Origin of the sequence: Brevundimonas sp. UBA7507 (assembly GCF_002478355.1) — a bacterium.
GTDB lineage: Bacteria > Pseudomonadota > Alphaproteobacteria > Caulobacterales > Caulobacteraceae > Brevundimonas > Brevundimonas diminuta_D.
Window position 1 is genome coordinate 80,337 of the sequence record NZ_DLNP01000004.1, and the last position, 22,604, is coordinate 102,940.

Annotated in this window: 25 protein-coding genes; 23 read left to right on the plus strand and 2 right to left on the minus strand. The window is 65.8% G+C overall.

Translation table 11 applies throughout. From position 1 onward, the window contains the following. Positions 1–8: 8 nt before the first annotated feature. From B3D50_RS02670 to B3D50_RS02755, 18 genes are all read left to right on the plus strand, one after another. Positions 9–1,262 (plus strand): NADH-quinone oxidoreductase subunit D, encoded by a 1,254-nt coding sequence (locus B3D50_RS02670; protein ID WP_374561425.1) that lies wholly within the window; start codon positions 9–11, stop codon positions 1,260–1,262. Further along, positions 1,259–1,933, plus strand: coding sequence for an NADH-quinone oxidoreductase subunit NuoE (gene nuoE / locus B3D50_RS02675; RefSeq protein WP_040345150.1), 675 nt, complete (start codon positions 1,259–1,261; stop codon positions 1,931–1,933). The genes B3D50_RS02670 and nuoE overlap by 4 nt, the downstream gene beginning before the upstream one ends. Further along, complete coding sequence (locus tag B3D50_RS02680; RefSeq protein ID WP_040345153.1) at positions 1,933–2,202, plus strand: hypothetical protein; 270 nt, start codon at positions 1,933–1,935, stop codon at positions 2,200–2,202. The genes nuoE and B3D50_RS02680 overlap by 1 nt, the downstream gene beginning before the upstream one ends. A gap of 6 nt (positions 2,203–2,208) precedes the next feature. Beyond that, positions 2,209–3,522 carry an NADH-quinone oxidoreductase subunit NuoF gene (gene nuoF, locus B3D50_RS02685; protein WP_088411528.1) on the plus strand — a complete coding sequence of 438 codons (1,314 nt, stop codon included), beginning with the start codon at positions 2,209–2,211 and terminating at the stop codon, positions 3,520–3,522. A 5-nt stretch (positions 3,523–3,527) separates the two neighbouring features. Continuing rightward, positions 3,528–5,573, plus strand: a complete 2,046-nt coding sequence (gene nuoG / locus B3D50_RS02690; protein ID WP_286949294.1) for an NADH-quinone oxidoreductase subunit NuoG — start codon at positions 3,528–3,530, stop codon at positions 5,571–5,573. A 3-nt stretch (positions 5,574–5,576) separates the two neighbouring features. Further along, a complete protein-coding gene (nuoH, locus tag B3D50_RS02695) occupies positions 5,577–6,653 on the plus strand; it encodes an NADH-quinone oxidoreductase subunit NuoH (RefSeq protein WP_003170182.1) in 1,077 nt (358 codons plus the stop codon). Beyond that, positions 6,653–6,880 carry a hypothetical protein gene (locus B3D50_RS02700; protein WP_269298104.1) on the plus strand — a complete coding sequence of 76 codons (228 nt, stop codon included), beginning with the start codon at positions 6,653–6,655 and terminating at the stop codon, positions 6,878–6,880. The genes nuoH and B3D50_RS02700 overlap by 1 nt, the downstream gene beginning before the upstream one ends. Beyond that, positions 6,877–7,092, plus strand: coding sequence for a hypothetical protein (locus B3D50_RS02705; RefSeq protein ID WP_286949296.1), 216 nt, complete (start codon positions 6,877–6,879; stop codon positions 7,090–7,092). Before B3D50_RS02700 ends, B3D50_RS02705 begins: the two co-directional genes overlap by 4 nt. Then, positions 7,092–7,583, plus strand: coding sequence for an NADH-quinone oxidoreductase subunit NuoI (gene nuoI, locus B3D50_RS02710; RefSeq protein WP_040345161.1), 492 nt, complete (start codon positions 7,092–7,094; stop codon positions 7,581–7,583). Before B3D50_RS02705 ends, nuoI begins: the two co-directional genes overlap by 1 nt. Before the next feature lie 114 nt (positions 7,584–7,697). Continuing rightward, complete coding sequence (locus B3D50_RS02715) at positions 7,698–8,324, plus strand: NADH-quinone oxidoreductase subunit J (protein ID WP_286949297.1); 627 nt, start codon at positions 7,698–7,700, stop codon at positions 8,322–8,324. Further along, positions 8,324–8,632 (plus strand): NADH-quinone oxidoreductase subunit NuoK, encoded by a 309-nt coding sequence (nuoK, locus tag B3D50_RS02720; RefSeq protein WP_003164596.1) that lies wholly within the window; start codon positions 8,324–8,326, stop codon positions 8,630–8,632. Before B3D50_RS02715 ends, nuoK begins: the two co-directional genes overlap by 1 nt. Before the next feature lie 14 nt (positions 8,633–8,646). Continuing rightward, positions 8,647–10,677 carry an NADH-quinone oxidoreductase subunit L gene (gene nuoL / locus B3D50_RS02725; RefSeq protein ID WP_286949378.1) on the plus strand — a complete coding sequence of 677 codons (2,031 nt, stop codon included), beginning with the start codon at positions 8,647–8,649 and terminating at the stop codon, positions 10,675–10,677. 5 nt (positions 10,678–10,682) lie between these two features. After that, positions 10,683–12,170 carry an NADH-quinone oxidoreductase subunit M gene (locus B3D50_RS02730; RefSeq protein ID WP_286949298.1) on the plus strand — a complete coding sequence of 496 codons (1,488 nt, stop codon included), beginning with the start codon at positions 10,683–10,685 and terminating at the stop codon, positions 12,168–12,170. 7 nt (positions 12,171–12,177) lie between these two features. After that, the gene (nuoN, locus tag B3D50_RS02735) at positions 12,178–13,620 is read left to right on the plus strand and encodes an NADH-quinone oxidoreductase subunit NuoN (RefSeq protein ID WP_286949300.1); all 1,443 of its coding nucleotides are present in this window, start codon (positions 12,178–12,180) and stop codon (positions 13,618–13,620) included. Positions 13,621–13,626: 6 nt separating this feature from the next. After that, a complete protein-coding gene (locus tag B3D50_RS02740) occupies positions 13,627–14,373 on the plus strand; it encodes a biotin--[acetyl-CoA-carboxylase] ligase (protein WP_286949302.1) in 747 nt (248 codons plus the stop codon). Continuing rightward, positions 14,370–15,164 carry a type III pantothenate kinase gene (locus tag B3D50_RS02745; RefSeq protein WP_286949379.1) on the plus strand — a complete coding sequence of 265 codons (795 nt, stop codon included), beginning with the start codon at positions 14,370–14,372 and terminating at the stop codon, positions 15,162–15,164. Before B3D50_RS02740 ends, B3D50_RS02745 begins: the two co-directional genes overlap by 4 nt. A gap of 6 nt (positions 15,165–15,170) precedes the next feature. Continuing rightward, positions 15,171–16,847, plus strand: a complete 1,677-nt coding sequence (locus tag B3D50_RS02750; RefSeq protein ID WP_286949303.1) for a ribonuclease J — start codon at positions 15,171–15,173, stop codon at positions 16,845–16,847. After that, entirely contained in the window at positions 16,847–17,185 is a 339-nt protein-coding gene (locus B3D50_RS02755; RefSeq protein ID WP_286949304.1) for a DUF3088 family protein, read from the plus strand. Before B3D50_RS02750 ends, B3D50_RS02755 begins: the two co-directional genes overlap by 1 nt. Positions 17,186–17,383: 198 nt before the next feature. On the opposite strand, the gene B3D50_RS02760 is transcribed toward B3D50_RS02755, so the two are convergent. Then, the gene (locus B3D50_RS02760; protein WP_286949305.1) at positions 17,384–17,737 is read right to left on the minus strand and encodes a 5-carboxymethyl-2-hydroxymuconate Delta-isomerase; all 354 of its coding nucleotides are present in this window, start codon (positions 17,735–17,737) and stop codon (positions 17,384–17,386) included. A gap of 74 nt (positions 17,738–17,811) precedes the next feature. On the opposite strand from B3D50_RS02760, the gene B3D50_RS02765 reads away from it, so the two are divergent. Genes B3D50_RS02765 through B3D50_RS02780 form a run of 4 tightly spaced genes read left to right on the plus strand, consistent with a single transcriptional unit; the run spans position 17,812 to position 21,501 of the window. After that, positions 17,812–18,078, plus strand: a complete 267-nt coding sequence (locus B3D50_RS02765) for a DUF1467 family protein (RefSeq protein ID WP_269298120.1) — start codon at positions 17,812–17,814, stop codon at positions 18,076–18,078. Positions 18,079–18,138: 60 nt separating this feature from the next. Beyond that, positions 18,139–19,455: a proline--tRNA ligase gene (gene proS / locus B3D50_RS02770; RefSeq protein WP_286949306.1), complete on the plus strand. Its 1,317-nt coding sequence runs from the start codon at positions 18,139–18,141 to the stop codon at positions 19,453–19,455. After that, positions 19,452–20,765: a lipoprotein-releasing ABC transporter permease subunit gene (locus tag B3D50_RS02775; RefSeq protein ID WP_286949308.1), complete on the plus strand. Its 1,314-nt coding sequence runs from the start codon at positions 19,452–19,454 to the stop codon at positions 20,763–20,765. Before proS ends, B3D50_RS02775 begins: the two co-directional genes overlap by 4 nt. Then, positions 20,758–21,501 carry an ABC transporter ATP-binding protein gene (locus B3D50_RS02780; RefSeq protein ID WP_286949309.1) on the plus strand — a complete coding sequence of 248 codons (744 nt, stop codon included), beginning with the start codon at positions 20,758–20,760 and terminating at the stop codon, positions 21,499–21,501. Before B3D50_RS02775 ends, B3D50_RS02780 begins: the two co-directional genes overlap by 8 nt. Here B3D50_RS02780 and B3D50_RS02785 read toward each other — a convergent pair. After that, a complete protein-coding gene (locus B3D50_RS02785) occupies positions 21,498–21,869 on the minus strand; it encodes a hypothetical protein (protein WP_269298128.1) in 372 nt (123 codons plus the stop codon). The two genes, B3D50_RS02780 and B3D50_RS02785, sit on opposite strands and share 4 nt — an antisense overlap. A 202-nt stretch (positions 21,870–22,071) precedes the next feature. Here B3D50_RS02785 and B3D50_RS02790 point away from each other — a divergent pair, with 202 nt between their 5' ends. After that, complete coding sequence (locus tag B3D50_RS02790; RefSeq protein WP_286949380.1) at positions 22,072–22,587, plus strand: response regulator transcription factor; 516 nt, start codon at positions 22,072–22,074, stop codon at positions 22,585–22,587. Positions 22,588–22,604 lie beyond the last annotated feature (17 nt).

A 22,604-nucleotide genomic window follows, 5' to 3' on the forward strand; every position in this document is an offset into this window, starting at 1 on the left:
TCAAGAACATGCCCGCGCCGCTCGGCGCCGCCATCGACCCGTTCGAGGACTATGAAGACGGCCTGACCCCGCACGCGCGGGCGATGGACGACCGCAAGTTCACCATCAACTTCGGCCCGCAGCACCCGGCCGCGCACGGCGTGCTGCGCCTGGTGCTGGAGCTGGACGGCGAGCTGGTCACGCGCGTCGATCCGCACATCGGCCTGCTGCACCGCGGCACCGAGAAGCTGATGGAGGCGCGCACCTACCTCCAGAACATCCCCTACCTGGACCGGCTGGACTACGTCTCGCCGATGAACCAGGAGCACGCCTTCTGTCTGGCCATCGAGCGGTTGCTGGGTCTGGACGTGCCGTATCGCGGCCAGCTGATCCGGGTTCTGTACTCGGAGATGGGCCGCATCCTGAACCACCTTCTGAACGCGACCATGCAGGCCATGGACGTGGGCGCCCTGACCCCGCCGCTGTGGGGCCACGAAGAGCGCGAGAAGCTGATGGTCTTCTATGAGCGGGCCTGCGGCGCGCGTCTGCACGCCAACTACTTCCGTCCGGGCGGCGTCCACCAGGATCTGACGCCCGAGCTGATCGACGACATCGGCCGCTGGTGCGCCGAGTTCCCGGCCAAGCTGGCGGATATCGAAAGCCTGGTCACTGAGAACCGCATCTTCAAGCAGCGCAACGTCGACATCGGCGTGGTGTCCAAGGAGAACGCCCTGGCGTGGGGCTTCTCGGGCGTCATGCTGCGCGGCTCGGACATCGCCTGGGATCTGCGCAAGGCCCAGCCGTACGACTGCTACGCCGACATGGAATTCGACATCGCCGTCGGCAAGAACGGCGACTGCTGGGACCGCTATCTGTGCCGCGTCGAAGAGATGCGCCAGTCGGTGCGCATCATGGAGCAGTGCATCCACAAGCTGCGCAACTGCCCCGGCGAGCCGGTCCTGTCGGAAGACCACAAGGTCACGCCGCCGCGTCGCGGTGAGATGAAGCGTTCGATGGAAGCGCTGATCCACCACTTCAAGCTCTACACCGAGGGCTTCAAGACGCCGGAAGGCGAGGTCTATGCGGCCGTCGAAGCGCCCAAGGGCGAGTTCGGCGTCTATCTGGTGTCGGACGGCACCAACAAACCCTACCGCGTCAAGCTGTCGGCCCCCGGCTTCCGTCACCTGCAGGCGATGGACTGGATGAACCGCGGCCACATGCTGGCGGACGTGTCCGCCATCCTCGGCTCGCTCGACATGGTGTTCGGAGAAGTGGACCGATGAGCGTTCGTCGTCTGGCCAAGGAGCAACCAGCCTCTTTCGAGTTTTCGAAGGAGACGATGGACAAGGCTCAGTGGTGGATCAAGAAATACCCGGAATCGCGTCGCCAGTCGGCCGTGATCCCGATCCTGTGGCTGGTCCAGAAGCAGGAAGGCTGGGTGTCCGAGCCGTCGCTGCGCGCTGTCGGCGAGCTGCTGGGCATGGCCTATATCCGGGTGCTGGAGGTCGCGACCTTCTACACCATGTTCCAGCTGACGCCGGTCGGTACGGCCGCGCTGATCCAGGTGTGCGGCACCACGCAGTGCATGCTGCGCGGCTCCAACGACCTGATGCGCGTTTGCCGCGAGAAGATCGGCCCCAAGGACGAGTTGTCCGCCGACGGCCGCTTCACCTGGCAGGAGATTGAGTGCATCGGCGCCTGCTCGAACGCGCCGGTGGCTCAGATCAACGACCTCTATTACGAAGACCTGACGCCTGAAAACATGGCTCAGATCATCGACGACTTCGCCGCGGGCAAGACGCCCAAGCCGGGCAGTTATGTCGGCCGCCACACGTCCGAGCCGCAGGGCGGCGCGCGGACGCTGACCGACCCGGCGCTGTATGACGGTTCGGCCGCCAAGAAGATCAAGAAGCTGCCGAACTCTGAGCCCGTCGCTGAAAAGGCGCCGGTCTGATGGGGCGGCCGAATCTCGAGACAGAAGCGGGCAGGGCGGCCTATCGGGCCGAGCTGCGTCGCGTCGGCTGGCGCCCGCGTTGGGCGGGGCTGGCCTGTATCGTGGTTGCGGCCGCATTGGTTTTGTTCGCACGTGAAGGCCGTTTCGGCCTGACAGACAACGCGGTGATGGCGGCCTATGGCCTGTTGGCCGTCGGATGGGTGCTGGTGATCTACGCCGTCTTCCAGCGCACCCGCCATCATAAACGCCGCATGGCGGAAGGACTTTAAGGGATCATGGTCGGCATCCTCCAAGACAAGGATCGGATCTTCACCAACCTCTATGGCTTCCATGACTGGGGCCTTGAGGGTGCGAAGAAGCGCGGCGCGTGGAACGCCACCAAGGACATGCTGGACCTTGGCCGCGATTGGATCATCACCAACGTCAAGAACTCGGGGCTGCGCGGACGCGGCGGCGCCGGTTTCTCGACCGGCCTGAAGTGGTCCTTCATGCCCAAGGAAGTGAAGGATCGCCCTCACTACCTGGTCATCAACGCCGACGAGTCCGAGCCCGCGACGTGTAAAGACCGCGAGATCATGCGCCATGATCCGCAACTGCTGATCGAAGGCGCGCTGATCGCTTCCTTCGCCATGCAGGCCCACGCCTGCTACATCTATCTGCGCGGCGAATACATCCTCGAGCGCGAGCGCATGGAAGCCGCCGTCAAGCAGGCCTATGAGGCCAGGCTGATCGGTGACGACAACGTCCACGGCTGGGACTTCCACGTCTATATCCACCACGGCGCCGGGGCCTATATCTGCGGCGAAGAGACGGCCCTGTTGGAAAGCCTGGAAGGCAAGAAGGGCCAGCCGCGCCTGAAGCCGCCGTTCCCGGCGGGCGCCGGCCTCTATGGCTGCCCGACGACCGTGAACAATGTGGAATCGATCGCCGTGGTCGGCACCATCCTGCGTCGCGGCGCGGACTGGTTCGCCGGCTTCGGTCGCCCGAACAACACCGGCACCAAGCTGATGTCGCTGTCGGGCCACGTGAACACGCCCTGCGTGGTCGAAGAGGCCATGTCGATCCCGCTGCGCCAGTTGATCGAGGATCACGGCGGCGGCGTCCGCGGCGGCTGGGAAAACCTGAAGGCCATCATTCCGGGCGGCGCGTCCTGTCCGGTCATCACGCGCGAACAGGCTGAAGTCGCGCTGATGGACTTCGACTCCATGCGCGAAATGCGCTCGTCGCTGGGCACCGCCGGCGTCACGGTCATGGATCAGTCCACCGACATCGTGAAGGCGATCGCCCGCATCAGCTACTTCTTCAAGCACGAGAGCTGCGGCCAGTGCACGCCGTGCCGTGAAGGCACCGGCTGGATGTGGCGCGTGCTGGAGCGTATGGCGATCGGCGACGCCGACCCGTCGGAGATCGACCTGCTGCTCGACGTGGCCGGTCAGGTCGAAGGTCACACCATCTGCGCCCTCGGCGACGCCGCCGCCTGGCCCGTTCAGGGCCTGATCCGGCACTTCCGTCACGAGATTGAAGAGCGCATCCACACCTACCGCAGCCGCCGCGCGAACTTCGCCGGCCACGCGATCGCGGCGGAGTAATCGTAATGCCTATCGCCAAGGTCAACGGCGTTGAAGTCGAGTTCGAACCGGGCATGACCGTGCTGCAGGTCGCCGAGCGCGCCGGGCAGGAAATCCCGCGGTTCTGCTACCACGAGCGCCTATCCATCGCCGGCAACTGCCGCATGTGCCTGGTCGAGGTGAAGCCCGGACCGCCGAAGCCGCAGGCTTCGTGCGCGCTGCCGGCCGCCGACGGCCAGGAAATCTTCACCGACACGCCGATGGTGAAGAAGGCCCGCGAAGGGGTGATGGAGTTTCTGCTCATCAACCACCCGCTGGACTGCCCGATCTGCGACCAGGGCGGCGAATGCGACCTTCAGGATCAGGCCGTCGGCTACGGCCGTGACGGTTCGCGCTACGGCGAGAACAAGCGCGCGGTCGAAGAAAAGAACATGGGCCCGACGGTCAAGACGTTCATGACGCGCTGCATCCAGTGCACGCGTTGCGTTCGCTTCATCACCGAAGTGGCGGGCGTTCCGGACATCGGCATGATCTCGCGCGGCGAAAGCGCCGAGATCACGACCTATCTGGAAAAGAACATCGACAGCGAGCTGTCGGGCAACGTCAACGACCTGTGCCCGGTGGGCGCCCTGACGCACCGCCCGTGGCAGTACCACTACCGCCCGTGGGAGTTGAAGAAGACCGAGACCATCGACGTGATGGACGCGCTCGGCTCCAACATCCGCGCCGACTCGCGCGGCGCCGAGGTCATGCGCGTGCTGCCGCGCGTGAACGAGGGCATCAACGAAGAGTGGCTGTCGGACAAGAGCCGCTACGCCGTCGACGGCCTGCAGGCGCGTCGTCTGGACCGTCCGTGGGTGCGTGAGAACGGCAAGCTGCGTCCGGCGTCTTGGGACGAGGCCCTGTCGGTCGTGGCGGACAAGCTGAAGGCGGCCCCGGCCGACCGTATCGGCGCCATCGCCGGCGACCTGCAGGACGCCGAGTCGATGAAGGCGACGCTGGATCTGTTCCGCGCGCTGGGCTCCGCCAACACCGACTGCCGTCAGGACGGCGCGGCGCTGGGCGGCGAGGATCGCGAGGGTTGGCTGTTCAACTCTGGCCTGCAAGGCATTGAAAACGCTGACGCCATCCTGATCGTCGGCGCCAATCCGCGCACGGAAGCGCCGCTGCTGAACGCGCGCATCCGCAAGACCTGGCTGAAGGGCGGCGTCGAAGTCGGCGTCATCGGCCCGCAGGCTGACCTGACCTACGACTACGCCTGGCTGGGCGCTGGTTCGAAGACCCTGGGCAAGCTGCCCAAGGCCGCGACCGACTTCCTGACCAAGGCCGAGCGTCCCGCCATCATCGTCGGCGCGGGCGCCCTGATCGGCGAGACAGGCCCGGTCGTGCTGAACGCCCTGGGCGCGCTGGCCAAGAAGGTCGGCGTGGTCAAGGACGGCTGGAACGGCTTCAACGTCCTGCACAGCGCCGCCGCGCGCGTCGGCGGCCTGGACATGGGCTTTCTGCCGGGCGAGGGCGGTCTGGATGTCGCCGCCATGCTGAAGCCGGGCGCGCTGGACGTTCTGTTCCTGCTGGGCGCCGATGAGGTGAACGCAGATGCATCGGGCGCCTTCCGCGTCTATCTAGGTTCGCACGGCGATCGCGGCGCGCACGGCGCGGACGTGATCCTGCCGGGCGCGGCCTACACCGAGAAGTCGGGCCTGTACGTCAACACCGAGGGCCGGGTGCAGATGGCCGAACGCGTGGTCTTCCCGAAGGGCGAGGCCAAGGACGACTGGGCCATCATCCGCGCCCTGTCGGAGCGCGTCGGCCACAAGCTGCCGTTCGACACGCTTGAACAACTGCGCGCCAAACTGATGGGCGACCATCCGACCTTCGGCCGCATCGACTATCTGGCCCCCGCCGCGACGTTCGATGTCGCCAAGCTGGGCGCCAAGGGAGACCTGGGCGACGTCGCCTTCGTCTCCGTCATCGCCGATCCCTACCTGACCAACCCGATCGCGCGCGCCAGTGAAACCATGGCCCAACTGTCCGCTGAGCGGACGGCGCCGGTCGCCCTGGCGGCGGAGTAAGACATGGACGCTGCGACTTCCTTCTGGGCCACCCCCGTCGGCTGGACCCTCGCCACTCTGGGCGGGATCCTGCTGGTCGTGGTCGGCATTCTGATCTCCCTGGCCTTCCTGCTGCTGGCCGACCGCAAGATCTGGGCGGGCGTTCAGCTGCGCAAGGGTCCGAACGTGGTCGGCCCCTTCGGCCTGCTGCAGTCCTTCGCCGACTTCTTCAAGTTCGTGCTGAAGGAGATCGTCATCCCGGCCGGGTCGGACAAAGTGGTCTTCATCCTGGCCCCGCTGATCAGCTTCGTGCTGGCCTTCATCGCCTGGGCGGTGATCCCGTTCGCGCCGGGCTGGGTGGTGTCGGACCTGAACGTCGGCATCCTGTACATCCTCGCGATCAGCTCGCTGGGCGTGTACGGCATCATCATGGGCGGGTGGGCTTCGAACTCGAAGTACCCGTTCCTGGGCTCGCTGCGTTCGGCGGCGCAGATGGTGTCCTATGAGGTCTCGATGGGCCTCATCATCATCAACGTCATCCTGCTGGCCGGGACGATGAACCTGACCGAGATCGTGACCCAGCAACAGGGTTGGATTTGGAACTGGAACGCCTTCGGCGGCGGCCTCGAGACCCTGCCGACGATCATCGTCATGCTGCCGATGACCATCGTCTTCTTCATCTCGGCCCTGGCCGAGACCAACCGCCCGCCGTTCGACCTGCCCGAAGCGGAATCGGAACTGGTGGCCGGTTATCAGGTCGAATATTCCTCGACCCCCTACCTGCTGTTCATGATCGGCGAATACGCCAACATCGTCTTCATGTGCGCCATGATCACCCTGCTGTTCTGCGGGGGGTGGAATCCGGGCTTCCCGACCGACTTCCTGAACAGCGTCCCGGCCTTCGTCGCCAACCTGTTCTACCTGGCGGTCTTCGCCGTGAAGGTGGTCTTCTGGTTCTTCATGATCGCCCTGGTGAAGGCCTTCGTGCCGCGTTACCGCTATGACCAGCTGATGCGTCTGGGCTGGAAGATCTTCCTGCCGGCCTCGTTGGTCGCCGTGGTCTTCGTGGCGGCGTGGCGCGTGTTCGCGGTGGGCGGCTGATGGGCGGTTACGCCACATTCGTGATCGCGCTGGCGCTCGCCGCCGGCCTGTCGGCCTGCACCTTCAAGCCGATGGATCCGGCTGCGCCCGAGACCGCGTCCGCGCGTCTCGAGCGGCTGGACCGCGAGCGGGGAGAGGAGGCGGACAAGCGCGCCTATTGCCAACGTCTGTCGCGGGACGATCCACGCTTCAGCAGGGACGGCTGCGAACGCCGGATCGGCGGATGAAGACGAAAGCCGCAGCCCTGATCATCGCCCTGGCCGCGCCCATGCTGGCGTCGGCCTGCGCGCCCTATGAGGCCGACCCGGTGTCGGTCTATCAGTGGGAGCGCAAGGTGCAGGAAATCGAACGGCGCGAGGCGGAACGCCAGCGCCTCTGCCAGACCCTCGACAAGGAAAGCGCCCGCTATGAACGCGAGTGCGCCGGAGTGAAATCGTAATGCTGACCCGTATCGTTCAGGCGGCCAAGGGCGCGATGCTGACCGACGTGTTCGGCGCCGTCGGCCTGTCGATGAAGTACATGATGAAGCCGAAGGCGACGGTGAACTATCCGTTCGAGCGGAACCCGCAGTCGCCGCGCTTCCGCGGCGAACATGCGCTGCGCCGCTATCCGAACGGCGAAGAGCGCTGCATCGCCTGCAAGCTGTGCGAAGCCATCTGCCCGGCCCAGGCCATCACCATCGAGGCCGAACCGCGCGCCGACGGCAGCCGCCGCACGACGCGCTACGACATCGACATGGTCAAATGCATCTACTGCGGCCTGTGCCAGGAGGCCTGCCCGGTGGACGCCATCGTCGAGGGACCGAACAGCGAGTTCGCCACCGAGACCCGCGAAGAACTGCTCTATGACAAGGCGCGCCTGCTGGACAACGGCGACCGCTGGGAGCGTCTGATCGCGAAGAATCTGGAACTCGACGCTCCGTATCGCTAAACGGAGCGGCGATTCCGCCACGCTGACCCTGACCTTCGGGCCGGGGCCGATTTCTGGAAGGGTCCGGGCTTTTCGTCCGGGCCATTGGTTTTGAAGAGGGGCGTCGTCCCGCACATGTTGCAAGGCCTGGCCTTCTATCTTCTGGCGACGGTCGCCGTGGTTTCCGCCCTTCTGGTCGTGACCGCGCGCAATCCCGTGCACTCCGTTCTCTGGCTGATCCTGACCTTCTTCTCGGCAGCCGGCCTGTTCGTTCTGCTGAGCGCCGAGTTCCTGGCGATGCTGCTGGTCGTCGTCTACGTCGGCGCCGTGGCGGTGCTGTTCCTGTTCGTCGTCATGATGCTGGACGTCGACTTCGTGAAGCTGCGCGAAGGATACGCGCGCTACCTGCCGCTGGCGGGCATCGTGGCGGGCGTGCTGCTGGCCGAGATGATCATGGTGTCGATCACCGTCGTTCAGGGCGGGGCCGCCCGCGACGCCAACGCGCCGGTTCCGGCCGGGCCTGACGTCACCAACATCGAGACGATCGGCCGCGTGCTCTACACGGACTACGTTTACTTCTTCCAGGCGGCGGGCGTGGTCCTGCTGATCGCCATGATCGGCGCCATCGTCCTGACCCTGCGTCACCGTCCGGGCGTGCATCGCCAGGATCTGGCGGCCCAGGCCAACCGCGAGCGCGCCAAGGCCGTCGAGGTCAAGTCCGTGACCACGGGCCAGGGCGTCACCCCCGAGGAGCTTCTGTAATGGATATCTCGCTCCAGCATTATCTGGCGGTCGCCGCCATGCTGTTCACCATCGGCGTCTTCGGCATCTTCGTGAACCGCAAGAACGTCATCATCATCCTGATGTCGGTCGAGATGATCCTGCTCGCGGTGAACATCAACTTCGTGGCCTTCTCGACTCACCTGAACGACGTGTCGGGTCAGTTGATGGCCATGTTCGTCCTGACCGTCGCCGCGGCCGAGGCCGCCGTCGGCCTGGCCATTCTCGTGACCTTCTTCCGTAACCGCGGCGACATCGCGGTCGACGACGCCTCCGTGATGAAGGGCTGATCGGAACCGTGACTATCCAGACTCTCGTCACTCTCGGCGTTTTCGCCCCCCTGCTGGGGGCCATGATCGCCGGCTTCTTCGGTCGCCGGATCGGCGACGTCGCCTCGCAGGCCGTCACCACGGGCCTGCTGTTCTTCTCGTGCGCGGTCTCCTGGATCGTGTTCAGCCAGTGGACCTGGGGCGGGCTGGAAGCCTTCACCGTGCACCTGGCGCCGTTCATTCATGTCGGCGAGTTCCAGTCGAACTGGTCGATCCGCGTCGACGCCATGTCGGCGGTCATGCTGATCGTGGTGACGTCGGTGTCCTCGCTGGTTCACCTCTATTCCTGGGGCTATATGAAGGAGGACGACAGCCGTCCTCGCTTCTTCGCCTATCTGTCGCTGTTCACCTTCATGATGCTGGCGCTGGTGACGGCGGCTGACTTCCTGCAGATGTTCTTCGGCTGGGAAGGCGTGGGCCTGGCGTCCTATCTGCTGATCGGTTTCTGGTACAAGAAGCCCTCGGCCACCGCCGCCTCGATCAAGGCCTTCGTGGTCAACCGCGTCGGCGACTTCGGCTTCCTGCTCGGCATGATGACCGTGTTCTGGATGTTCGGCACGATCGAGTTCGCCAAGCTGTTCCCGCTGATCGCCGGCAAGACCGGGACGGGCTGGGAATTCCTGGGCCACACCTGGTCCGCGCTGGATCTGGCCGGTCTGCTGCTGTTCATCGGCGCCATGGGCAAGTCGGCGCAGTTCTTCCTGCACACCTGGCTGCCGGACGCGATGGAAGGCCCGACGCCGGTGTCGGCCCTGATCCACGCGGCCACCATGGTCACCGCCGGCGTCTATATGGTCTGCCTGCTGTCGCCCCTGTATGAGCACGCGCCGGTCGCGTCGCAGTTCATCGCCATCATCGGCGGCGTCACGGCCATCTTCGCCGCGACCGTCGGCATGATGCAGAACGACATCAAGCGGGTGATCGCCTATTCGACCTGTTCGCAGCTGGGTTACATGTTCTTCGCGGCGGGCGTCGGCGCTTATCAGCCCGCCATGTTCCACCTGTTCACGCACGCCTTCTTCAAGGCCCTGCTGTTCCTGGGCGCCGGTTCGGTGATCCACGGCATGCACCACGAGCAGGACATGCGGAAGATGGGCGGCCTGTGGAAGCTGCTGCCCGTCACCTATGCGACCATGATGATCGGCACCATCGCCATCACCGGCCTGGGCATGCCCGGCGTCGGCGGCTTCGCCGGCTTCTACTCCAAGGACTCCATCCTCGAGAGCGCCTATGCGGCGGCGACGACCGGCCACTCGGCTGCGGGCATGTTCGCCTTTGTCATCGGCATCTCGGCGGCTCTGCTGACGGCCTACTATTCGTGGCGTCTGGTGTTCATGACCTTCCACAACAAGCCGATGTGGAAGGAAGAGGAGGGCGCCCATCATGCGGACGCTCACGCTCATGACGATCATGCGCACGACGACCACCATGGTCCGCTGAAGCCGCACGAGAGCCCGCTGGTCATGGTCGTGCCGCTGCTGGTGCTGTCGATCGGCGCGGTGTTCGCGGGCATGATCTTCGCCCCGCACTTCATTGGCCATCATGAGGCCGAGTTCTGGCGCGGCGCCATCTTCGTAGGGGCTGAGAACCACGTCCTGCACGAAAGCCACAACGTCCCGACCTGGGTGAAGTGGGCGCCGCTGATCGTGACGCTGCTGGGCACGGCCATCGCCTACTGGCTGTATGTCGTGAGGGAAGGCGCGGCCAAGGAGATGGCCGACCGCAAGGGCCCGCTGTGGACCTTCCTCTACAACAAGTGGTTCTTCGATGAGCTGTACGACGCCGTCTTCGTGAAGGGGACCAAGGCGATCGGCGACTTCTTCTGGAAGATCGGCGACGTGAAGATCATCGACGGCCTCGGTCCGAACGGCGCGGCCTGGGCTTCGCTGAAGTCGGGCGGCTGGTTGTCCCGGTTCCAGTCCGGTTTCGTCTACTTCTATGCATTCGTGATGCTGATCGGCGTGGCTGCGTTCCTTGCCTTCGCCATCTTCACGTGGGGAGCCTGAGCCTCGTGCCTCACATTCTGAGCATCGTCACCTTCCTGCCGCTTCTCGGCGCGGCCGCGATCCTGGTCGCGCGCCTGCTGAACAAGGGCGGTCAGGACGCCGCGGCCCCGGCCGCTCGCTGGATCGCCCTGATCACCACCATGGTGGTGCTGGCCGTGTCCGTCCTGCTGGTCGCGCAGTTCGATCCGTCGAACCCGGCCTATCAGTTCGTCGAGAACTACGCCTGGTTCGCGGGCGCCGGCTATCACCTGGGCGTGGACGGGATCTCCATCCTGTTCGTCCTGCTGACGGCCTTCCTGCTGCCGATCTGCATCGTGGCCAGCTGGAAGTCGATCGAGACGCGCGTCGTCGAATACATGATCGCCTTCCTGATCCTGGAGACCATGGTCATCGGGGTGTTCACCTCGCTGGACCTGTTCCTCTTCTACATCTTCTTCGAAGGCACCCTGGTGCCGATGTATCTGATCATCGGCATCTGGGGCGGCGCCAACCGCATCTACGCGGCGTACAAGTTCTTCCTGTACACCCTGCTGGGTTCGGTCCTGATGCTGCTGGCCATGCTGTGGATGGCCCACACGACCGGCACCACCAGCATTCCGGAATTGAAGCAGTACGCCTTCGATCCGGCGGTGCAGCCGCTGCTGTGGCTGGCCTTCTTCGCCTCGTTCGCGGTGAAGATGCCGATGTGGCCGGTGCACACCTGGCTGCCCGACGCCCACGTGCAGGCGCCGACGGCGGGTTCGGTCATCCTGGCCGGCATCCTGCTGAAGCTGGGCGGCTACGGCTTCATCCTGTTCAACATTCCGATGTTCCCGCAGGCGTCGCAGATGTTCACGCCTCTGGTGCTGACGCTGTCGGCGATCGCCATCGTCTACACCTCGCTGGTCGCCTTCCGTCAGACGGACATCAAGAAGCTGATCGCCTATTCGTCGGTCGCCCACATGGGCTTCGTGACCATGGGCATCTTCGCGGGCAACGATACCGGCATCCAGGGCGCCGTCTTCCAGATGCTGAGCCACGGCCTGATCTCGGGCGCGCTCTTCCTGTGCGTCGGCGTGGTCTATGACCGGATGCATACGCGTGAGATCGCCTTCTATGGCGGCCTGACGGCGCGGATGCCCTGGTATGCGGCCATCTTCCTGATGTTTACCATGGCCAACGTCGGCCTGCCGGGCACCTCGGGCTTCATCGGCGAAGTGCTGACGATGACCGGCGCCTATCAGGTCTCGACCTGGGCGGCCCTGATCGCGGCCTCGGGCGTGATCTTCTCGGCGGTCTATGCGCTGACGCTGTTCCGCAACGTCATGTATGGCCCGATCACCAATCCGGCGCTGGAAAACATCACCGACATCGACAAGCGCGAACTGCTGATCTTCGTGCCCCTGATCGTCGGCACCATCTGGCTGGGCCTCTATCCCAACGCCGTTCTCGACTACACCGGGCCGACTGTTGAAGCCCTGACCAGCGCCTATCGCGCCGCGATCGGCGGGTGAGACCATAATGCCTGATCTGTCCTCCGCTCTCCAACTCGCCGCCCCGGAGCTGACCCTTGCGGTCGGCGGGCTGGTGCTGCTCATGCTCGGCGCCTTTACCGGCGAGAAGTCGACGCGCCTGGTCTCGGGCCTGTCGGTGCTGCTGCTGCTGGCGGCGACGGCTCTGGCCGTCGTCGGTCCGCTGGGGTCCGCCTTCAACGGGGCCTATGTGGCCGATCCGCTGGCCGTCTTCGGCAAGGCGGTGATCTTCCTGTCCGCCGCCGTGGCCGTGGTGCTGGGCGACGGCTGGATGCATCGCAACAACATCGCCAAGTTCGAATATCCGATCCTGATCGTGCTGGCCTCGGTCGGCATGGGCATGATGGCGTCGTCGGGCGATCTGATCTCGCTCTACATCGGCATCGAGATGCACTCGCTGGCCCTGTACGTCCTGGCCGCCTATCGCCGGGACGACCTGAAGGCCTCGGAAGCGGGTCTGAAGTACTTCGTCTTGGGCGCCCTGTCGTCGGGTCTGCTGCTGTACGGCGCCAGCCTGATCTACGGTTTTGCCGGTTCGATGCGGTTCGAGGACATCGCCGCCTTCGCCACCGCCAACCCCGGTCCGGGCCTGATCTTCGGCCTGGTCTTCCTGATCTGCGGTCTGGCGTTCAAGGTTTCGGCCGCGCCGTTCCACATGTGGACGCCCGACGTCTACGAAGGCGCCCCGACCCCGGTCGTGGCCCTGTTCTCCACCGCGCCCAAGGTGGCGGCCATGGTGCTGATCATCCGCGTGCTGGTCGAAGGCTTCGGCCTGGCCCATGCGCAGTGGGCCCAGGTTCTGATCCTGATCTCGCTGATCAGCTTTGCCGTCGGCGCCTTCGGCGGCCTGATGCAGAAGGACATCCAGCGCCTGCTGGCCTATTCGTCCATCATCAACATCGGCTACGCCCTGCTGGGCGTGGCGGCGGGCACCCAGGTCGGCGTTCAGGCGACCCTGATGTTCATGACCCTGTATGTCGTGGATCAGATCGGCTTCTTCGCCATCCTGCTGTCGCTGAGCCGCAACGGCCGTCCGATCCGCAAGATCGCCGATCTGGCCGGTCTGAAGAAGGACCGTCCGGTGACGGCCGTCGCCCTGACGATCCTGTCGCTGTCGGCTGTCGGCATTCCGCCGATGTCGGGCTTCTGGGGCAAGTTTTACGTCTTCGGCGCCGCCGCCGACGCCGGTTACTGGATGGCGGGCGTGGCGGGTCTGGTGGCCTCGGTCGTCGCGGCCTTCTACTACCTGCGCATCATCAAGGTGATGTGGTTCGACACGCCGGAGTTCGACGTGACGACGGACAAGGCGCCGGCGGGCGCGCAATGGATCGGCTGGGCGGCTGCGGCCTTCAGCTTCCCTGTGCTGCTGATCGCCCTGACCTGGCTGGAGCCGCTGACGCGCGCGGCGGCCGCGGGCGTCGGGATCGGATAAGGGGCCTTGGCGGCTCCGGTCCTGATCCTCGAAGAGACCGACTCCACCAACGCCGAGGCGCGTCGTCGCGCCGAGGCGGGCGAGGCCGGGCCGCTGTGGATCGCGGCCCGGCGTCAAACCGCCGGGCGGGGCCGTCGCGGCCGCGCCTGGGACAGCCGGGACGGCAATCTGGCTACGACCCTGCTGCTGACGCTGAACCGCTCTCCGGCCGAGGCGGCGCAACTGACCTTCGCCGCCGCACTGGCGGTGGCCGACCTGCTGGACCGCTATGTTCCGCCCGCGCTGGTCAGCATCAAATGGCCCAATGACGTGCTGCTGGACGGGCGCAAGTCGTCCGGCATCCTGATCGAATCCGGTCCTGCGCCCTCTGGCGGTCTGTGGCTGGCCGTGGGCGTCGGCGTGAACCTGTCCCACGCGCCCGAAGGGACGGAGCGGCCGACCACCTGCATCGCCGAGCACCTGCGTCACGACGTGGCCGCCGCGCCGTCGATGGAAGAGGGGGCTAGGGCGTTGGCCGAAACCTTTGACGCCTGGCTGGAACGCTGGACGCGTCTGGGCTTTCAGCCGGTGCTGGACGCCTGGGTCGCGCGCACGCCCGGCCTGTTCGGGCCATGCACGGCGCGGCTGAGCCATGAAATCCTGAGCGGGATCGCTGACGGCGTCGAGGCCGACGGGGCCCTGCGCCTGAAACTGCCGGACGGAAGCCTGCGGGTCATCTCCGCCGGCGACGTCTTCTTCGGAGAGGCTGCCTGATGCTGCTGGCGATCGAGCAAGGCAACACCAACACCCTGTTCGCTGTTCACGATGGCGAAGAGTGGATCTTCCAGTGGCGCACCGCCACCGATCCCATGCGCACGGCCGACGAGTACGCCGTCTGGCTGCATCAGCTGTTCGAGATGCGCGGCCAGGGCCAGACCATGGCCGACATGGACGGCTGCATCATCTCCAGCGTGGTGCCGCAGTCGATCTTCAACCTGCGCAACCTGGCGCGGCGCTATCTGAACGTCGAACCCCTGGTGATCGGCGAGAACGTCGAACTGGGCATCGATGTGCGCATCCATAAGCCCAGCGAGGCCGGGGCCGACCGTCTGGTCAACGCCATCGGCGCGCTTCAGGTCTATGAGGGCGACCTGTTGCTGATCGACAGCGGCACGGCGACCACCTTCGACGTCGTGTCCGGCGCGAACGGGCAGGGGGCGGGGGCCTTCGAAGGCGGGCTGATCGCGCCCGGCATCAACCTGTCGCTTCAGGCCCTGCACGAGGCGGCGGCCAAGCTGCCGCGCATCGCCATTCAGCGCCCCGACACCGTGATCGGGCGCGACACCGTCACCTCCATGCAATCCGGCGTCTTCTGGGGCTATATCGCCCTGATCGAGGGGCTGGTGGACCGCATCAAGGCCGAGTGGGGCAAGCCCATGACGGTGATCGGCACCGGCGGCGTCGCCTCCCTGTTCGAGGGCGCAACCGACTCTATCGACCGGTTCGATCCGGACCTGACCATCCGCGGCCTACTCGAAATCTGGCGGCGGAACTCCCATCTGTAAGGCCGCATGACTAAGAAAAATCAAAACGACGAACTCGTCTTCCTGCCGCTGGGCGGCTCGAACGAGGTCGGCATGAACCTGAACGCCTATGGTTTCGGCCCGGCGCATGACCGCAAATGGATCATCGTCGACGTCGGCGTGACCTTCGGCGACCAGTCCACGCCGGGAGTGGACGTGATCGTGCCCGATCCGACCTTCCTGGAAGGCGAGAACATCCTGGGCATCGTGCTGACGCACGCGCACGAGGACCACATCGGCGCCCTGGGCTGGCTGTGGCCGCGCATTCAGGCGCCGCTGTACGCCACGCCCTTCACCGCCTTCCTGATCCGCGAAAAGCTGTGCGACGCCGGCATCTATGAAGATGTCGAGCTGCACGAGGCGCCGCTGGGTTCGACGGTGAACCTGGGTCCGTTCGAGGTGACCTACGTCACCATCACCCACTCGATCGCCGAACCGAACGGTCTGGCCATCAAGACGCCGCTGGGCACGGTGCTGCATACCGGCGACTGGAAGATCGACAACGATCCGGTCGTGGGCGAACGCACTGACGTCGACTTCATCCAGAAGCTGGGCGACGAGGGCGTCCTGGCCATGGTGTGCGACTCCACCAACGTCTTCGTGGACGGCGTCGCCGGGTCCGAGGGCGAGGTGAAGGTCAAGCTGGCCGAGCTTATCCAGGGCCTGAAGGGCCGGGTCGCCGTGGGTTGCTTCGCCTCCAACGTCGCGCGGATGCATAGCGTCATCAGCGCCGCCGAGGCGGCCGGGCGCCGCGTGGCCCTGGCCGGACGCTCGATGCACCGCATCACCGCCGCCGCCAAGTCGGTCGGCATGTTGAACGACATCAAGCCCTTCCTGTCCGAACAGGAGGCCAAGATCTGGCCGGCGGACGAGATCCTGTATCTGTGCACGGGCAGCCAGGGCGAGGCGCGGGCGGCTCTATCGCGCGTGGCCGAAGGGACGCATCCCTTCATCAAGCTGGGCGAGGGGGATCACTGCATCTTCTCGTCGCGCGTCATCCCCGGCAACGAGCTGTCCATCGGCCGTCTGCAGGACAAGATGGCCGAGCGCGGAATCCGCATCTATACTGAGAAGGACCACCCCGGCATCCACGTCTCGGGCCACCCGTGCCGTGACGAATTGCGCCAGATGTATCAGTGGGCGCGACCGCAGATCGCCGTGCCGACCCACGGCATGCGCCGCCACCTGATCGAGCACGGCAACTTGGCCAAGGACATGCAGGTGCCGGAGACTGTGACGCCGCGCAACGGCGACATGGTGCGTCTGGCCCCCGGACCCGCCGCCATCATCGACGAAGTGCCCTCGGGCCGCCTGTTCGTCGACGGCGGCATGCTGGTGGAAGAGGCGGGCGAGGCCCTGCGCGAGCGCAAGCACGCCGCCAGCAACGGCATCCTGATCGTCAGCTTCGCCCTGGATCGTCGCGGCCGGATCGCCAGCGACATCGATGTGCGCGGCATCGGCCTGCCCGGCGACGCCGACCGTCCGCTGGGCGACGTGCTGGACGATATGGCTGAGCGCGTCGAGAACACGGTGCGCGGTCTGAAGGGCGAGGCGCTGGAGGACGAAGCCGTCATCGAACAGGCCGTCAGCCGGACCCTGAAGAAGGCCAGCCAGCAGATCTGGGATCGTCGTCCGATCGTGGAAACCGTGGTGCTGAGGCTCTGATGGCGGATCGTCTTTATCTTCTGAACGCGGACTGGTTTGACGATCAGGGCGGGCCGTGGTTCTGCCCGCCCGGTGCACGGATCGAAGGGGTGCTGGGCCTCTATCCGCGCCTGCGCGAGCACCTGATAGTGACCTATCTGGATCACCCGCGCCCGCGCCCGGCCGTGATCGCCGAGGTAGGAGAGGCGAACCAGAGTTGCCCCCTGCTGGTGCTGGACGGCGAGTTCGACTGGCCCGACGCCCAGGTCAGCGAGGAGACCGGCGCGCGCTTCCTGCAGGACGACGCTATCCTGCCGTACTGGGCCGCGCGCTACGGGATCGGGCGACCGCACCCGTAAGCCATGATCCTACTCTTAATGGGAGAAGGTGGCCCGAAGGCCCGGATGAGGGTTCCCGGCTGGTGTCGGCGTAAGCCGTTGCCTGAACGGCTGATTGCGGAACCCTCACCCTTTGGCTGCTTCGCGCCGCCCTTCGGGTCGCTTGGCGGATCGCCTTCGGCTCTCCGAAGCTCAAGCCCTCTCCCATCGGGAGAGGCTTTAAAGCGTTACCTTCCGATAGTTGTCGCGATCCAGGTTGCCGATCTCGACCGAGATCTGGCGCGGGCCGTCATACGGCGCGACGCCGGCCAGCAGGGCGGCCTGCACGGCTTCGCCCAGGGCGGTCTTCTGTTCCTGAGTGCGGCCGCTGAGGATGCGCAGGTCGCAGTGGACCATGGCCTGATCCGGGTCGCCGTCGGCGATGATCAGGCGGTCGCAGCGCACGATGCGCGTCTTGCAGGCCGGAAGGGTTGCGCCGACCGTCTCGACACAGAGGCGATGAATCTCCAGCGCCAGGGCGCGCCAGTCGGTCGCGTCGAAATGGGTGGAGTGTTCCAGCGTAATCTGTGGCATTCAGGGCGTCCTTGTTGCGGAGCCTCTCCTTATCGCGCCGCGACGATGATTGCGATGAACGGACTTTAGAGACGATGCCCCTTGGCCCCTTCACCCTGGTCGCCACCTTTCTGACGGTGTGGTGGATCGTGCTGTTTGCGATTCTGCCGCTGGGGATGTCGGACCAGATCAAGGATCCGCCGACGGACGGCGCCCAGTGGGGCGCGCCGAAGAACCCGAACCTCAAGAAGAAGTTCATCACCACGACCTGGGTGTCGATCATCGTTTGGCTCATCATCGTCGCCATCGTCTGGATCGGCTGGAGCCCCGTGCCCGATATCACCCACGCGAACGCGCTCTAGCTTTCGTCCCCTTCGCCCGGTTAAACCTCGGGCCTGACTGAATTTGCCGAGAATCCTCCCATGCGCCTGTCGCGCTACTTCCTGCCGATCCTGAAAGAAGCCCCCTCCGACGCCCAGATCGTGTCGCATCAGCTGATGCTGCGCGCGGGCATGATCAAGCAGGAGGCCGCCGGCATCTACGCCTGGCTGCCGCTGGGTCTGCGGGTGTTGCGCAAGATCGAAGGCATCGTTCGCGACGAGCAGGTAAAGGCAGGCGCCGTTGAGCTGCTGATGCCGACGCTGCAACTGGCCGATCTGTGGCGCGAGAGCGGCCGCTACGACGCCTATGGCCCCGAGATGCTGCGCATCACCGACCGTCATGAGCGCGAACTGCTGTACGGGCCGACCAATGAGGAAATGGTCACGGATATCTTCCGGGCCTATGTGAAGTCGTACAAGGCCCTGCCGCTGAACCTCTTCCACATCCAGTGGAAGTTCCGCGACGAGCGCCGTCCGCGCTTCGGCGTCATGCGCGGCCGCGAGTTCCTGATGAAGGACGCCTATTCCTTCGATCTGGACGAGGCTTCGGCCCGCATCGCCTACAAGCGGATGTTCGCCGCCTATCTGAACACCTTCGCCCGCCTGGGCCTGAAGGCGGTGCCGATGCGCGCTGACACCGGCCCCATCGGCGGCGATCTGAGCCACGAGTTCATCGTCCTGGCCGAGACCGGCGAGAGCGAGGTTTTCTGCGACCGCAAGCTGGTAGAGATGGCCGCGCCCGGCCACAACCTCAGCGTCGAGCAACTGGAGAGCGTGTTCAACGAGCGCACGGCCCTCTACGCTGCGACCGAGGAAATGCACGACGCCGCCCAGTTCGAGACCCAGACGGCCAAGGGCGACCGCCTGTCGGCGCGCGGCATCGAGGTCGGCCACATCTTCTACTTCGGCACCAAATACTCGGCCGCCATGAAGGCCAAGGTCGCCGGGCCGAACGGTCAAGACACCGAGGTCCACATGGGCAGCTACGGCGTCGGCGTGTCGCGCCTGCTGGGAGCCATCATCGAGGCCAGCCACGACGAGGGCGGCATCATCTGGCCGGACTCGGTCGCGCCGTTCGACGTGGTGGTGATCAACCTGCGCGCCAGCGACGAGGCTGTCTCGGCGGCGTGTGAAGACGCCGTGGCCAAGCTGGAAGCCCTGGGCAAGGACGTCCTCTACGACGACACCGACGAGCGGCCGGGCGGCAAGTTCGCCACCGCCGACCTGATCGGCGTGCCGTGGCAGCTGACCATCGGGCCCAAGGGCTTGGCTGACGGCGTGGTCGAACTGAAGCGCCGCGCCACCGGCGAGAAGCAGAGCCTGTCGCTGGACGCCGCCCTGGAGCTGCTCACGAAATGACCGACGCCGCGACGGCTTCCGCTCCGCCGCCCGAATCCAAAGGGTCAGGCCCGTTCTCCAGCTGGGAGATCGGGCTGGCGCTCCGCTATCTGCGCGCCAAGCGCAAGCAGGGCGGGGTGGCGCTGATCGCCATGATCAGCTTCATCGGCATCATGCTGGCCGTCGCAGTGCTAATCAGCGTGATGAGCATTATGGCGGGCTTCCGCGGCACGCTGATGGACCGGATCCTGTCGTTCAACGGTCATATGTATGTGCAGGGGCCGGTGCTCTATGCGCCCGATCGCGACGCCGCGCTGAAGCGGATCGCCGACGTGCCGGGCGTGGTGGCGGTGACGCCCCTGATCGAAAGCCCGGCCATGTTCCGCGCGGGCGGGGGGGCCACGGGCGGTGTCGTGCGCGGCGTGCGGCCGCAGGATCTGGCCTCGACGAAGTTCGTCTATGACAGCCTGACCCCAGAGGCGCGCGAGCGTTTCGGCAATGGTCAGTACGGCGGCGATCACGTCCTGATCGGCAAGAGCCTCGCCGAGCAGATGGGCCTGCGCGAAGGCGATCCTATTTCCCTCTATTCTCCGACTGGAGCGGACAGCGCCTTCGGCAATCTGGGCGGGCTGGAGAAGACCTATATCGTTGGCGGAATCTATACGTCGGGCGCGGCGGACTATGATCGCGCCTTCATCTTCATGCCGCTGGAGCAGGCGCAACTGTTCTTCGGCAAGGACGGCGTCTGGGACGTCATCGAAATGAAGGTGGCGGAGCCTGACCTGGTCGAAAACCTGCTGACGCCGGTTCAGCGCGCGGCCGGACCGGGCAGCGTCGTCACCGACTGGCGCAACCGCCAGGCCGCCATCTGGGGCGCGCTGAAGGTCGAACGCGTGGCCATGAGCATCATTCTGGGCATGGTGGTGGCCATCGCCGCCATGAACATCATCAGCGGCATCGTCATGCTGGTGAAGAACAAGACGCGCGACATCGCCATCCTGCGCACCGTCGGCGCCAGCCAGTCGTCCATCCTGCGCATCTTCTTCATGTCGGGCGCGGCCATCGGCATCGGCGGCACGATCGCGGGCCTAGTGCTGGGGCTGCTGTTCTGCTGGAACATCGGCGCGATCCAGCATTTCCTCGAGGGCCTGCTGGGCGTCCAGCTGTTCAACGCCGAGGTCTATATGCTGGATTCTGTTCCGGCCAAGGTGGACCCGTGGGACGTGACCTGGGTCGCCGTCTTCTCCTTCTTTATGAGCTGCCTGGCCAGCCTGCCGCCGTCGTGGAACGCGTCGCGCATCGATCCGGTGGAGGCCCTGCGCTTTGAATAAGCTGCTGAAGAAGAAGCCCGCCGCCGCGACGGCAGCGAACGGCGCCATCCTTTCCCTGCGCGGGGTGACGCGCACCTATCCGACGGCCCAGGGCGGGCTGACGGTGCTGAAGGGCGTCGACCTGGAGGTCATGCCGGGCGAGGTCGTCGGCTTGATCGGTCCGTCCGGCTCGGGCAAGTCCAGCCTGCTGCACGCGGCGGGGCTGCTGGAGCGGCCGACCAGCGGCCAGGTGCTGATCGACGGCGAGGACGTCGGCGGCCTGGACGAGCGGGCGCGCACGCGGCTGCGTCTGCACCGCATCGGCTTCGTCTATCAGTTCCACCATCTTCTCCCGGAGTTCGACGCCCTGGATAATGTGGCCCTGCCGATGCGTATCGCGGGCGTAGGGGAAGGGGAGGCGCGGCGTCGCGCGACCGAGAAGCTGACGGCGCTCGGTCTGGGCCAGCGCGTCACGCACCAGCCCGCGCAACTGTCGGGCGGCGAGCAGCAGCGCGTCGCCATCGCCCGCGCCCTGGCCAACAGCCCGCGCCTGCTGCTGGCGGACGAGCCGACCGGCAACCTGGATCCCGCCACCAGCCAGGCGGTGTTCGAGTCCTTGCGCGAACTGGCCAAGACCACGGGCGTCGCCGCTCTGATCGCCACGCACAACATGGAGCTGGCCGGGCACATGGACCGCGTCTTCGCCCTGAAGGACGGGCATCTGGAGCAGCGGGCGGCCGAAAGCCACGCCTACTAGGAGGCGATGAGCCGCGTCGTCGCCTGCAACGGCGTTCGATAGGCCAGCATCGACCAGCGCAGAGCGACGGCCGCCAGCAAGGCCGGTATCTCGCCATAGGCCGGATTGTCGGCGTCAAGCGCCCGACGCAGGGCTGCGGCTTCCTCGCGCGTCAGGGGCGGGTGCGAGAGCGCCAGGACACGGTGGATGCGAAAGCGGACCTCCTGGCGCCACGCCTGGATCGGCTCGGTCTCGCACGGGCTGACGCCCAGCAGTTGCAGGAAGCCGTCCACGGAGTCTGCTGAGCCCTCCACGGCGTAGATGATCACGTCATCGACAGCGGCCGCAGCACCCGCCAGGCTCAGCGAGCGCGCTTGGTCGCGTCTCATGTCGATCAACGCCGGCCATCGCGTGCTGCCAATGAATCCTGATGGGGGACGAGTCAGGAAAACGGCGCTTTGCAGCATGGCGGGCCTTCCTGGTTGATATCGGCGTATCGGGGGTATGGTTCGCCCATGAGTCTTGGGCGATCAATTGCGTGGGACTACGAGGTTTTGCTGCGGCTGAGCCTTGCGTACTTTCGACGGCATGATGCGTGATGGCGTGGACGGCGGTCGAAATGAACAGGCTTCAGAAAGGGTTGGGGGCGCTATTTCTGACATCGCCATCATCGACGATGACCGCGCCTTATTGGAGGTGACCCTGCTCGCCGTGCGCGAGGCGGGCTTCTCCGCGGTCGGCTTCCATGAACCGCTTGAAGCCCTCATGTGGGCTTCAGACGCCGATCCGACCTGCATCGTCGCCGATCTGAAGATGCCGGGCGTCGAAGGGCTGGATCTGGTCGCCGCCTTCTGTGCGCTGAACCGTCACGCGGTGATCATCGTCAGCGCCTTTGTGGACGTGCGGACGACGGTCGACGCCATGCGTCTGGGCGTGGACGATGTCCTGCCCAAGCCGGCGACGGTTGATGATCTGGTCCGCGCCCTGCGTCGCGGGGCGGAGGCCTTGGCAGCCACGCCGGCGCGCGAGGAACTGACCTTCACACGCCGCGAGCGACAGGTGGCCGAAATGCTGGTTGAGGGCCTGACCACCAAACAGATCGCCTAGAACCTGGAACTGAGCCC